Origin of the sequence: Streptomyces sp. H27-C3 (genome assembly GCF_030063415.1) — a bacterium.
GTDB lineage: Bacteria > Actinomycetota > Actinomycetes > Streptomycetales > Streptomycetaceae > Streptomyces.
The window spans coordinates 81,832-94,869 of sequence record NZ_JASITA010000019.1; the positions used below are offsets into that span (position 1 = coordinate 81,832).

Consider the following 13,038-nt stretch of genomic DNA (forward strand, 5'->3'; position numbering starts at 1 on the left):
TGGGGGTGGGGTGTCAGCGGTGGAGGCGGCCGGCGATGATGCCGAGCGCCGCGTCGATCACTTCCGCGTTGACCGCGCCGGCGAGGTTGGCGCCCGCGCTGTCGCCGGCCACAGACAGGCGCGCGACGTCGATGCCGAAGTCGGGTGCGTGACCGGCGATGTGGCGGATGGCGGCGTAGGCGTCCTGGGCGGCCGCGGGAAAGCGGTGCTCGGGGGCGAGTCGGTAGTCGACCGCCACGACGATCCGTCCGGTGGCGTTGGACAGGGCCGACACCCAGCTGTGGTGGCTGTCGAGTCCGCCGAGGACGAACCCCCCGCTGTGGAAGTAGAAGATCCCGGGAAGAGGCGGGCCCTGCTCCCCGGCGCCCAGCGGCCGGTAGGACCGGGCACGGAGGGGGCCCGCGGGACCAGGCAGGACATGCTCGGTGACGGGGCCCGTCACGGGTGCGGGTCCGGCGAGAGCGACGACGGCCGTGTCGTTGCGCGCCGCCTCGATGGACGCGGGGAGGGTCTCGGCGCCGCCATGGGCAGCGTGCAGGGTCCAGTGCACGCCGGGTGTGGCCGGACCAGTCGGCGGTGGCGGCCGCGGAGAAGCGGTCGGTACTCATGAGCCGTGGGTGAGGACGGCCTTGACGGTGCGGCCCGCCCGGACGTCCACGATGGCGCGGTTGATGTCGGCCAGCGGGTAGGTGGTGACGAGGCGGTCCAGGGGGAAGCGGCCCCGGCGGTGGAGGTCCAGCAGGCGGGGGATGAGGACGCCGGGGGCCTGGTGGCCCATGACGGATCCGGCGACGGTGCGGCCCTTGAGCAGTTCGAAGGCGTTGGCCTTCAGCTCGGCGTCGAGGCCGGCGACGCCGAGAACGGCTGCCGATCCGAGCGGGGCGAGGACGCCGATGGCGGTGTTCATGACGGGGACGGCGCCGGTGGACTCGACACTGTGGTCCACTCCGCGTCCCCCGGTCAGCTCCATGACAGCCTGGGCGGTGTCGACGGCTGCGGCGTCGATCACATCGGTGGCGCCCAGTTCCTTGGCGAAGGTGAGGCGTTCGGGGTTGCGGTCGACCGCGATGATCCGGGTAGCCCCGGAAGCCGCGGCGGCCATCAGGGCAGCCAGGCCCACGGTGCCGAGGCCGAAGACCGCCACGGTGCTGCCCGCCCGCACCGCGAGGGAATTGAGCACGGCGCCAGCGCCGGTGATGATGCCGCAGCCGAGCGGCGCCAGCGTGGTCAGCGGCAGATCGTCCGGGACCTTGACCAGGCCGCGGGGATGCGCGAGGCCGTGCGAGGCGAAGGAGGACTGGCCGAAGAAGTGGTCGTGGACGCTCCGCCCGGCCGCGTCCCGCAGACCGACCGAGCCGTCCGCCCGGCTGGAGGCGAAGTTGAGCGGGATGTGGTGTTCGCAGTAAGCGGGCTGCCCGGCCAGGCAGTTGCGGCAGCTGCCGCAAGAATCCAGGCTGAGTACGACGCGGTCGCCCGGCGCGAAGCCGGTGACCGCCGAGCCGACGGCCTCGACGGTGCCGGCGCCCTCGTGGCCCAGGACCACCGGGTGCGGGGTGGGCAGGCGGCCGGCGGCCGCCTCCAGGTCGGTGTGGCACAGTCCGACGGCCGTGTAGCGGACCAGGACCTCGTCCGGGCGTGGGTCGTCGAGTTCCAGCGCTTCGAGGCGGAACTCCTCGCCGGCCACGCGGGAGACAGCGGCGGTCACTGAGGTGGGCATGCAGTGCTTTCCGTTTGTGGCGGGCCGACCCGCTGGATGGCGGGGCCGGCCCGTGGCAGGAGCAGGTGGGAAGGGCCTGGATGGCTGATGCGTGCCGGGGAGGACGCCCACCACCCACCCGTGGCGGTGGGGCGGTTACGCGGCGCTGCGGCCGAGGAGGAGGTCGGCGGCCTTCTCGCCGATCATGACGCTGGGGGCGTTGGTGTTGCCGCTGGTCTCGTGCGGCATGACCGAGGCGTCGGCGACGCGCAGGTTGTCGATCCCGTGCACCTTCAGTTCGGGGTCGACGACGGCCATGGAATCCAGGCCCATGCGGGCGGTACCGATCTGGTGGTGCCCGGAGACCACGGTGGCGCGGACATGGTCACGCAGTTGGGCGCGGGTCTCGATGCCCGGGCCGGGCAGGACCTCGCCGTCGTTCCACTCCTTGAGGGCGCTCTGCGCGGCGATGTCGCGCAGCGCTTCCAGGTTGTCGACCAGGGTTTCCAGGTCGCGCGGGTCGGAGAAGACCTTCGGGTCCAGGACCAGCGGCGCGGCCGGGTCGGTGGAGCGCAACCGCACCTCGCCGCGGCTGAAGGGATGCAGCAACTGGCCCACAGCGGAGAAGCCGTGCTCGGGCAGGTCCGCACCCGGCACGGGGTAGACGAACGACAGGAAGAGCGGTTGGACGTCCGGGGCAGCCAGACCGGGCCGACTGGCGGCGAAGTACTGCGCCTCCAGCCCCTGCGCGGCCCAGGCGGGGAGCGGCTGCGTGGACTTCCAGACCAGCGGCGCCGACCAGTGGTCCTGCAGGTTCTGCCCGACCCCGGGCAGGTCGGCCCGTACGCGCAGGCCGTGCTCGCGCAGGTGGTCAGCAGGGCCGATGCCCGACAGGAGCAGCAGCTGCGGGGTGCCGAAGACACCGCCGGACAGCACGATGTCGGCAGCGCTGCGGGCAACGGTCTCCTTCCCGTTCAGCTGGTAGGCGACGCCCACCGCGCGCTCGCCCTCCACGATGACCCGGGTGACCAGGGCGCCGGTGACGACAGTGAGCAGGGGGTTGTCCCGGACGGCGTGACCGTAGGCGACCCAGGTGGACTGGCGGCGGTGGTCCTTGATGGTGTGCTGGGTGTAGCTCACGCCCAGCTGGTCGCCGCTGTTGTAGTCCTCGTTGTACGGCAGGCCGTACTGCTGTCCGGCCGCCACCCAGGCGCGGACAAGGGAGTCCGGCCCGGGGTTGCGCTGGACGTGCAGGGGGCCGCCCACGCCGCGCCCGCCCGCTGCGCCGCCGTCGAAGTCCTCCATCCGCCGAAAGTACGGTTCGACGTCCTTCCAGGCCCACCCCGCCGCGCCCTGGTAGGCCCACGCGTCGTAGTCCGCCGCCGCACCACGCACGTAGATCATGCCGTTGAAGGAACTGGAACCGCCCAGCGTCTTGCCGCGCGGCCACGGCAGTCGCCGACCGTCTGCGTGCGTCTGCGGCTCGGTCTGGAAGGCCCAGTCCCAGGGACTGTTCCACAGCTGGACGGAGCCCGTCGGGTCGTGGATCGCCTCGGTGTCGTCCACCGGTCCGGCCTCCAGGAGCAGGACGCTGCGGCCGGCTTCCACCAGCCGCCGTGCGATCACCGCGCCCGCCGAGCCGCCACCGACGACGATGTGGTCGTAACTCATGTTTTCCCCACTCATGTTTTCCACAGGTTCACTACCAAGAATTGCCGGTCAGGCAGCTGCGAGACCTATTTTGAGGGCGGTCGCGATTTCTACTGCGCGTCGGGTCTGGAATGCGATGGCGGCGAGGTGGGTTTCGCCGGGCGGAATCTTCCCGTTATCCGAGATGTGGCTGGTGCCGTACGGGTTTCCGGAGATGTGCTGGACGGGGTCGGCGTAGCCGGGCGCGACGATGATCGACCCCCAGTGGTAGAAGGTGTTGTTCATCGCCACGATCGTGGTTTCCTGGCCGCCGTGTGCCGAGCCGGTCGACGTGAACGACGAGGTGACCTTGTTGACCAGGCCCCCTCGCGCCCACAGCCCGCCCGCGGTGTCGATGAACTGCTTCAGCTGGGCGGCCGGCAGGCCGAAGCGGGTCGGACTGCCCAGGAGGATCACATCGGCCCAGTCCAGGTCGTCGACGGCAGCCTCAATGACGTGCTTGGTCTTCGCGTGGTGCGCCGACCAGTGCTCGTTGGACGCGATGGCCTGCTGCGGCGCCAATTCCCGTACCTTGCGCAGCCGTACCCGCGCACCGAGCTGCTCTGCGGTATCGGCGGCGGCGCCGGCGAGTGTGTGAATACTGCCGGTGGCCGAGTAGTAGATTACCGCGACATTGATGTCAAGACTCATTGAATTCCTATAAGGATAAAGAATGGGTGTGAACGGTGGAATGGTCCGCTGGGGCAATGCCGTGCAAGCCCGGGCAGGAATAAGCCACACCGCACGGTCGTTGGGCGTGCATGAGATCGGCCGAGTGCCGAGCGGTGAGTCGCGGGGGTGGGAGTGGGGCGCGAGCGGGGCTCGGTGACATGCCACCGAGCGCACAACGCTGACAGGGGTGCCGGGTGGACTGGGCAGCAGCATCGCCGCTGCCGCTCAGCACGCGGACTCAGGTAAGAGGTGCTCCAGACGCAGTTGCCATGCGTTCATGTCGGCCAGCCGGCGATCCGAACTGGCCTTCTTGGCGATTTCATCGGCACGGGTCCGCGTGCGCGGCAGGTGAGGAACCCCTCGCCCGCCCGGTCTAGTGCCGCGCCAGGCTGCGGCACTAGCCGCCGTGTCGACCGCGGTGGCCACACCACCGCAGTCGCGCCGACGCGGCCGGCGGCCTCCGGGGGCCGCGCCTCATCCTGCCCGGCCAGTGCCAACCAAGTCTCTGCGGCGGCGAACCGGTCCGCGAGCCAGGCTTCGATCCCGCTGGCGGCGCCGGTGATCACCACGCCGGCGCCAGGCAGCACGCACATCGTCACTCCTTGTCTCAGCGGAGAAAAGCCGCACTCCGCTTGTGATGACCACGATGGTCAGCTCGTTCAACGAACATGCAACAAGGAGTAAATGCACATGACATATCATGCCGGGGTAGACATGTCGGGTTCTGTGCCGCAGGGCAATAGGGGGATGAAAAGCGTGTCAGCGGACAGTTCGCTTCAAGTCTTGCAGTTCGCGCTGCTCAACGGGGTTACGGCAAAGCGCGGCGAGCACGCCATCGCGCTCGGTCCTCCCCAACGACGTGCTCTGCTGTGCGCGTTGGCATTCCGTCGCCGCCAGTGGGTATCCGTGAACAGCCTGGTGGACGCGTTGTATGAGGAGGACGCTCCGGCCGGCGCGACCAAGGTGATCCAGACCCACGTCTCGGCGCTGCGCAGTGTGCTGGAACCACCCCGCCCAGCTGGAGCCCCACCCGTCCTCCTGCTGTACGGCCATGGCAGCTACCAACTCCGCATCGCCGACGAACAACTCGACCTCGGTCGGTTCGACCGCCTGGTCAACGGGGCGGAACAAGCCCGAGCGCGACAGCAGTGGCAGTCGGCCGACGCGTCGTACACGCGAGCACTCGCGCTGTTCTCCAGTGAGCCCCTGGCCGGAGTTCCCGGCCCCTACGCCGAACACCAGCGCATCGCCCTGCTCGAACGTCGGCTGGTGGTGGTCGAGGACAGCCTTGAGGTCGCGGTCAGCGGCGGACGCGCCGAGCAGGTGATCGGCCAGCTCAGGATGCTGACCTCCGAACATCCGCTGCGGGAGCGCCTGCACGCCTTGCTGATGCAGGCGCTCCATGCCGGTGGCCGGCAATCCGAAGCGCTCCAGGCGTACGCCCGGACCAGGGAACTCCTGGTGGACCAGCTGGGTGTGGAACCCGGCAGCGAACTCCGCGCCCTGCACGCCCGAGTCCTCGCCGGTGAGCCCCCGCCCCGCCCACTCGGCACCCCACCGGCCGCCGCGGTACCCACTCCGAGCGCCACCGCTCCGGGGCAGGTCGTCGGGTTTCCGATGGTGGGCCGGGAACACGAGCTCCGCCAGATCACCGCGCTCGCCGACCAGGTGCCGTCCGGCCAGGGCGGGCTGGTGGTGATCTCCGGGGGCCCCGGTATGGGCAAGTCACTGCTGCTGCGCGAGCTGGGCCGGCAGCTGCCCGCCAGTCGGCGGCTGCCGCTGACAGGCGGAGGCGAACCCTCCCTCGTCGGTGGCCTGCGTGAGGCGCTCGGGTCACTCTCGCAGCCCGCCCCCGCATTCACGGCCGACGCCCGCGCCCTGGCCGACTGGGCCTGCCGGGAGCTGGCCTACGCCGCCCGCCCGCTCGTCCTGCTTGCCGATGACGCGAGCGACGCCGACGCCCCCTCCCGGCAGGCACTGGTCATCCTGGCCCAGCGTCTGCGACACCAGCCGGTCCTGCTGGTACAGGTCGCGCCCGGCACCCACGCCGATGCCTCCGCCGCCGAGTGGCACGCCGAGCTGGAGGCCCGTGCCGCGCTCGCTCTCTCGCTGGGACCGCTCGACGTGCCGGCGATCGCCGTACTCGCCGGCCGGGTCCTGGCCGCGCCGGACTCCGAGCCGCTGGCCACTGCCATCCAACACGTCACGGGTGGCGTTCCGGCGCTCGTGCACGCCCTGCTCGCGGACCTCAAGCCGGTCCGCCACCGGGACGGCCTGCCGCCGGACCTCATAGCCGACCACTTCACGCGCGCGCTGTCATGCCTGCTGACCCGCCACGATCCGGCGGACGCCCAACTCGTCAAGGCACTGGCCGTCCTCGCCGAGCACACCCCGACGGTCGAGTTGCTGGCGACGGTCTGCGAGCAACCTCTCGCGGAGGCGCTCCAGCGCTGTGCCGACCTGGCCCGCCGAGGAGTTCTGGCCTCGGCCGAACCTCCACGGCTTCGCCACCCGCTCATCGCCACAGCCCTCCTTGACGCCTGTTCGTCCGCGGAGAAGACCGCCGTCAGAGTCGCGGCAGCGCGGCGAGCGCAGATGGCACAACGGCCGGCCCGCGAGGTCGCCGGTTACCTCGGCGAGTTGGCCGGGACGCAGTGGGCCCGATGGTCGACCGTCCTCATCGACGCGGCGAACGACTGCCTGCGCGAAGGAGCCGCCGCACCGGCGATCGGCTATCTGGAGGCAGCTTCGCGCATCACCGAACCAGCCGAACGAGCCGCAGTCCTGCTCCGGCTCGGACAGGCCGAACTGCAGACCAACCCGAACGCGGCCGGCATCCACCTCCAAGAAGCACTGCAGATCCAGCGCGACCTCGCGCGACCGCCGAGCGCGGTGGTGCCCCTCGCCTGGGTGCTGGTGACCCAGGGGCGGACGGTGGCCGCCATCGAGCTCATGGACACGGTGATCGCCGAGACCGAGAGCGTGGATCCTCGCGGCGCGCGAGCCCTTCGCGCCTCCGGATGGATGATCTCGTCCCTCACCCCGGGCACCTGGCACGCGCTGATCCGGAAACTCTCCGCGCCCCGTCCCGGGTGTCCCGCCGACGACGCGATAGCCGCCGCGCTGCTGCTCTGTGACGACGCGGCGAGACTGCGCTACAGCGCGAAGGAGATACTCGAACGGTTCCCCACCGCGCGAAGCGTCACCGATCCCACGGACCTGCCGCGCCAACTGGTCGGTCTACGGGCTGCCCTCGGTGTGTGGTGCGACGACCTCACCATGGTCGAGTACCTGTGCGACCAACCGAACGACCACGACTTCGCCGCTGTCGACCTGAGCCGGGTCATGAACCGGGCGGAGATCGCCCTGCGCCGCGGCGACTATCGGCGGGCGGTGGCCGAATGCCGGCTGCTGACGTCAGTTCCGCTCGACCAGAACGTACGGCGCCCCGCCGCGCTGGTCGCCCTCTACGCGCACGCCCTCATCGGCCTGGGCCGGACCGACGAGGCCGAACAGTGGCTGGACAGCACGCACCACTACGCGGAGCCGGAGACCTGGCCGTGGATAACGGTGCTGTACGTACGCGGTCTGCTGCGTTCCGCGCGGGGAGACGCACAGAAGGCGGCCGCGCACTTCCTGGACTGCGGTCGCCGGGCGGCCGCCTGGAACATCGACTCACCCGGCTTCCAACCATGGCGCAGCTCGGCGGCCCTGGAACTGGTCAAGACCGGCCACCGCGAGCGGGCCCGGGCGCTCGCCGAGGAAGCCCTGGACGTAGCCGAGCGATGGGGGGCGCCGCGGCCGCTGGGCATGGCTTGGCGAGCGGTGGCCGCCACCCTCCCGGCCCAGCAGCGCGTGGCACCCCTGGAAAGAGCCGTTGTCTTCCTGGAACAGAGTGAAGCCAGGATCGAACTCGCGACGGCGCTGACCGACTTGGCGCAGGCCCACACCGCGGCCGGCGACCCCCAGCATGCCCAGTCTCTCTTCCAGCGGGCACACGACCTGGCCGAGCAGTCGGAGGCTGTACTGCTCGTCCGACGCATCGACGACTGCGTACGCCTTGAGTCCGCTGACCTCCATGGCCCGTGTTGAGGGTTGAGTCTCTGCGCCGGGAGCGCAGGCGGCACGCGATGATGACAGCGATCGCGACGGCAGCGACAAAAAGGGCGCCGGGTCCGGTGTGCATGGCGATCATCTTGGCGCCGCGCCGTGTGGCCGTGACGGGTCGCCGAGCCCTGCGTACCCGTCGGCCGCGAGTCAGTGGCCGGTGTTACGGTCGCGGTTCAGGTGACTCTCCGGAACACACCGGTGATGTACCAGTCGTCTGAGGTGGAGCCCGGTAGAGCCGCTCTTCCAGGAAGGCCTGCGCCACTCTCCTGGGGCGTCGGCTACGCTCCGCCCGCGGTCGACCCGGCCCAGAAGGTGCACTGGTGGTCGGATGCGAAGGTGGTGGACGTGCTACTCGTCCGAGGGTTGAGGGTGAGTACCGTTTGGCGGGTGCTGCTCGGCGGCCACAGGGTCTGCCCGAGGACATTGGGGTTGCCCGAGCGTGCAAAAGCTGCCCAGTAACGCTTCATTCGGCTGGCGAGACCCTTCTGGATGGCGGTCAGGGGGCGATCGCCCATGGTGAAGTCGTGCAGGTAAGCGAGTTCGGCGCTGTGAGCGTTGGCCATGTCCACCCCGGGGACCTGCGCTCCGTACAGTGTTGGCGAGTCCGGGTCGTCAAACTCGTATACATAAGTGGGGACTTGGGTGGCGAAGGCCTGGGCGGTTACGAAGGTGTGGCATGCGAAGGTGGAGTCCGTGAGGACCGCCGCCATCGCCTCGTACGGGGTGGGGTAGTCAGTGAGCGGGTAACGCGCCAATACCTGGGGTGCTGCCGCTCCGTAGGTCGCGGTGATCCCGTCCGTGTACTCCTGCGCGGTCAGGTACGGCTTGGTCAGCGCGGCGAAGAATCGGCCCTCGGCCTGGTTGCTGCCGATCAAGACCGGCACTTTGTTCCAGGCGCCGGAAGCGATCGTGGCGGAGGGTTGAACGGGCAGCAGTCCGTCGCCGACGGCCGGGCCTGGAGTCGGGTGTGTACGGGCGGCGGAAATCAGGTCGGCGCCCGACGTGGCACGCAGGCAGACGGCCCGCCCTGCCTGGCTGGGGCACCCTGCCGCAGCGGCGAAGGCCTGACCTTGGGCCTCGGCCCGGTCGGTTCCCGGAGCGCGCAGCAGAGTGCAGGGACCGCTCTGTAGGATGGCACGGGCGAAAAGACCCGCCGCTCGCGGCGAGGCGAGCATCGCACAGGCCGAGCCGCTGCCCGCGGACTGCCCTGAGATGGTGATGCTGCTCGGGTTGCCGCCGAACGCAGCGATGTTGTCCCGGGTCCACTTCAGGGCCGCGATCTGATCCATCAGGCCCCATGAGCCGGTACCGAGGGTGTTCTCCCGGGCGAGTTCGGGCAGCGCCAGGTAGCCGAGCTGTCCGAGGCGGTAGTTGATGCTGACGACTACGGTTTGTGTGAGGTCGGCCATGGTGCGTCCACCGAACTGGGTTCCGGTGCCCTGGCTGTAGCCGCCGCCGTGGATCCAGAAGAGCACGGGCAGGCGTGCGCCGGGCCGGGCGCCCCGCGGCCGGTATACGTCGAGGTAGAGGCAGTCCTCGCTGACGGCCTGCGGGTCACGCAGCCCGAACGGCGAGAACTGCAGGCAGGCGGGAGCCAAGCGGGTCGCATCCCGTTCTCGGCTCCATCGACGGGGCGGTTGTGGTGCACCGAATCGCAGCTTTCCCAGGGGTGGCGCTGCGTAGGGAATGCCCAGAAACTCCTCGGCCCGATCGTGGACCTGTCCTGCCAACCGGCCGTCGCTGGTGGATACGGCCGGGCGTATGGAGCGGGCGTCGGCGGGTGTCGCGGAAGCCGGCAGTGCCTGGGCGATCATCGCGGTCAGGGCGAGTGCAAGGGACAGGCGCAGTGAAGTCCGGGTTAAGCGCAGCCTCTTCATTTCTCCTCCTTCATGCAAAGGGCAGAGCGCGTCGTGTGTCCTCACCGTGCCCGTCCCGGCCGCAACAGCCGGGACGGGCACGGTCGGACGAAGGCTGTTACGGCCGCAGCCCGGCGACCAGTACGGCAGTCGAGGCGAAGTCGGCCGGTCCGGTGTTCCAGTTGGGGGCGATCGGGGTGATGGACACGTTGCCCGCGCTCAGTGCCTCTACGTCGCCGCGCCGGGCGGCGGGCGACTCGACCAGCGTCACGTTCACCTTCCAGGTCCCGTCACCGGAGTCGGTGAAGTCCGGCTTGAGGACGGGCTGGGGGTCCTGCGTCGTGATGGTGGAGCCGCGGGCCTTGCCGGCGCCGTCCGCTCCGACCACTGGGTGGTTGACGTTCAGGCCGACACCCTCGGGCAGCAGCCGACCGGACCTCGCGTGCGCCTTGAGCCGGTCGATGAGCTTGACCGTGAAGTCGCTGGTGGGCCGCATCGCGTTGAGCGTCGGCTCGAAAACCGGTACCGAGAGGCCGCCGGTACTCACCGCGATCGCGGGGATTCCCTGCTCGAGGGCTGCCACAGCGCCGCCCACTGTCCCCGAATGGGTTGCAAGAACCGCGACATTGGGCCCGAAGTTGGTGCCGGAGACCACCAGATCGGGCGCCTGATCGGCGAACACCTCGGAGAGGCCGAAGGCCACCGAGTCGCCCGGGGTGCCGTCCACGGCCCACACCTGCGATTCGGGGTGCTTTACCGTCACCGTGGTGGCGTTCATCATTTTCGTTCCCGCGCCGCTCTGGTTGGTCAGCGGGGCGACGATGGTGACGTCGTGTCCGGCGGCCGTCAGCCGCTTGAACATGATGCGGATGCCAGGTGCGTCGTAGCCGTCGTCATTGGTGAGCAGGATTCGCAGCGGGCCGGCCTGCGGGGCCTTCGGGGAGGCGGCTGCGGGGGCCGTCCCGGCAAGGGCGGGCGTACACAACAGCAGGGCGGCCAGCGGCAGAACGCGCTTGCGTCTCACAATGTGCTCCTTCGAGAACGATGGGAGGGGTGGAACCGGCGGGCGTACGCCCCCTACGAGCACCCGCCGGAGACTTTGGGGGCCCAGAACTGCCTATCTGGGCCTGGGGCGGGTCAGCGCACGCTGCGGATCGGGAGGATCGCCAGCGCGCCGACCAGGGAAAGCGCGCCGCCGACCAGGAACAGCGGGGTGTACCCGCCGAGGGTGGTGACGATTACGGAGGCGACGAACGGGGCGATGATCTGCGGGCCCGCGTTGGCGATGTTGAGTACGCCCATATCGCGTGCGGCGTCCTCCGCGCGGGGAAGGACCAGCGTGACCAATGCCGTGTCCACGGCCATGAAGCAGCCGAAGGCCAGGCCGTTGAGCGCGCTGAAGACGAGCATCCCGGCCCAGGTGGGGCTGATGACAGGGACGATCATCACGAACCCGGCGAGCGCGGCCGAGACCCCGACGAAGACCTTCCGCCGGTCCAGGCGGTCGGACATTATTCCGCCGAGCACCGTCGAGAGGGCCATTGCGGCCATCGATACCGGGGTGAGGATCGCCATCGCCGCAGTCGGCTTCATCCCGGCGGGCAGCGCGATGTGGTCGTCCAGGATGTACAGCTGATAGCCCACTACCGAGAAGTAGCCCAGCACCATCAGCGCGCGGCCGATGAACGCCCACCGGAAGTCGTGGTGGGACAGGGCCGACAGGAACGCGGCGAGCTGTTCGCGCCGTGGGACGGCCGGTGCGGGCGCGGTACGGCGAACATCGCGGCAGAAGGTGGTCAGCAGGAGCGCAGCTCCGGCGACCATGACGCCGAACACGAGGTACCCCGTACGCAGATGATCCGCGGTTTGCGAGCCGATGAGCACGCCGACGGTGCCGCCGACCGGCAGTGCCAGCCCGACGAGCGCGGACGCGGTGCCGCGACGGGCCGCCGGGATCCGGTCGGGCACCACTGCGGTGACTGCTGCCTGGTAGATGTTCATTGTGGCCTGCACCAGGCACCAGCCGATGCCGACGAGTAGTGCTGTGTGCACATTGCCGAGGAAGGCCAGCCCGACCAGCGAGGCCAGGGCTCCACCCATGATCCAGGGGTTCCGTCGGCCGGTCCGGTCCGACAGGGCGCCGGCGATGGGGTTGAACGCGGTCGCGAAGACCGCGCTGACTCCGCCGACCACGCCCAGAATGGCGACCTTGTTCGCGGGGTCGATCGCCGCGATCTGGGTGGGGAGCAGCACCGCGCCGACGCCCATGTAGACAGCCAGCATGGAGGCGTTGGCCACCAGGAGCAGCAGCATGAGTCCCCGCTGCCCGGGGTCCTTCGCCGCAGCATGCGGGCGGTGCGGCTGGATCAGCTCGTTGGTGGTCACGACGATCGCCGATGTCTGAGGGCGCTTGGCGCGCGATGGGTGTTGATGACGGACATGTCGACTCCTCGGGGACAGAGCGGGGAGGGGGGCGAAGGGCCGTGGGGTCTTGGGTCGAAGCGGCTGCGCCACTCGAATCAGCGAGCAATCGTGTTACACGTGTTAGCAGCGCGATGAACCTCTGTTTAGCATCCGTACCGGACTTACGCCAGAGGTCGTTCCGAACCGCGAGGCCGATTGTGATGCTCTGCGGTAGGTGGGATTGTCTCGTGTAACTCCAAGGCCGTCGGGTGCGGCAAGGGAGTGGCTCGGAAGAGGCGCCGCGCTTCTGGCGGTCACGCATGCGCAATACTCCTTCGCGGTGCGTAGCCGCCCCTGGTCGTGGCCGCTCTGGCGCTGACCGTGGATCCGGTACGAGGTCGGACCGACGACGCGGCTGCCTCGCCGGCCTCCACTTGCGCCCCTGCACCCTTCTCCCTCATTGGCCCGCGACCGGCTCGGCTCCCTCGACGTCCGGGCGGCGACGTCCGGGCCTCTTGAGGGCAAACGCCCTGCTCCATGACACGCTCTCCTCGCCTGTCCGTCCGGGGAGCTGATAGTGAAAGGCCGAAGATGCTCAACACAGCTCCCGGG

At 69.8% G+C, this 13,038-nt stretch carries 8 protein-coding genes; 1 reads left to right on the top strand and 7 read right to left on the bottom strand.

Annotated elements, in window-relative coordinates; genetic code table 11:
* Positions 1–13: 13 nt before the first annotated feature.
* From QMK30_RS20390 to wrbA, 4 genes are all read right to left on the bottom strand, one after another.
* The gene (locus QMK30_RS20390) at positions 14–550 is read right to left on the bottom strand and encodes an alpha/beta hydrolase fold domain-containing protein (RefSeq protein ID WP_283519721.1); all 537 of its coding nucleotides are present in this window, start codon (positions 548–550) and stop codon (positions 14–16) included.
* Between the two features lie 54 nt (positions 551–604).
* A complete protein-coding gene (locus tag QMK30_RS20395) occupies positions 605–1,717 on the bottom strand; it encodes an NAD(P)-dependent alcohol dehydrogenase (protein ID WP_283519722.1) in 1,113 nt (370 codons plus the stop codon).
* 135 nt (positions 1,718–1,852) lie between these two features.
* Entirely contained in the window at positions 1,853–3,382 is a 1,530-nt protein-coding gene (locus QMK30_RS20400) for a GMC family oxidoreductase (protein ID WP_283519723.1), read from the bottom strand.
* A 33-nt stretch (positions 3,383–3,415) separates the two neighbouring features.
* Positions 3,416–4,036: an NAD(P)H:quinone oxidoreductase gene (wrbA, locus tag QMK30_RS20405; protein WP_283519724.1), complete on the bottom strand. Its 621-nt coding sequence runs from the start codon at positions 4,034–4,036 to the stop codon at positions 3,416–3,418.
* Between the two features lie 768 nt (positions 4,037–4,804).
* Here wrbA and QMK30_RS20410 point away from each other — a divergent pair.
* A complete protein-coding gene (locus tag QMK30_RS20410) occupies positions 4,805–8,149 on the top strand; it encodes an ATP-binding protein (protein ID WP_349362090.1) in 3,345 nt (1,114 codons plus the stop codon).
* Positions 8,150–8,445: 296 nt separating this feature from the next.
* Here QMK30_RS20410 and QMK30_RS20415 read toward each other — a convergent pair whose 3' ends face one another.
* The 3 genes from QMK30_RS20415 to QMK30_RS20425 form a co-directional block, all read right to left on the bottom strand.
* A complete protein-coding gene (locus QMK30_RS20415) occupies positions 8,446–10,044 on the bottom strand; it encodes a carboxylesterase/lipase family protein (protein ID WP_349362091.1) in 1,599 nt (532 codons plus the stop codon).
* Positions 10,045–10,141: 97 nt separating this feature from the next.
* Positions 10,142–11,047, bottom strand: coding sequence for a 5'/3'-nucleotidase SurE (gene surE / locus QMK30_RS20420; RefSeq protein ID WP_283519726.1), 906 nt, complete (start codon positions 11,045–11,047; stop codon positions 10,142–10,144).
* A gap of 113 nt (positions 11,048–11,160) precedes the next feature.
* Positions 11,161–12,408, bottom strand: a complete 1,248-nt coding sequence (locus tag QMK30_RS20425) for an MFS transporter (RefSeq protein ID WP_283519727.1) — start codon at positions 12,406–12,408, stop codon at positions 11,161–11,163.
* Between the last annotated feature and the right edge of the window lie 630 nt (positions 12,409–13,038).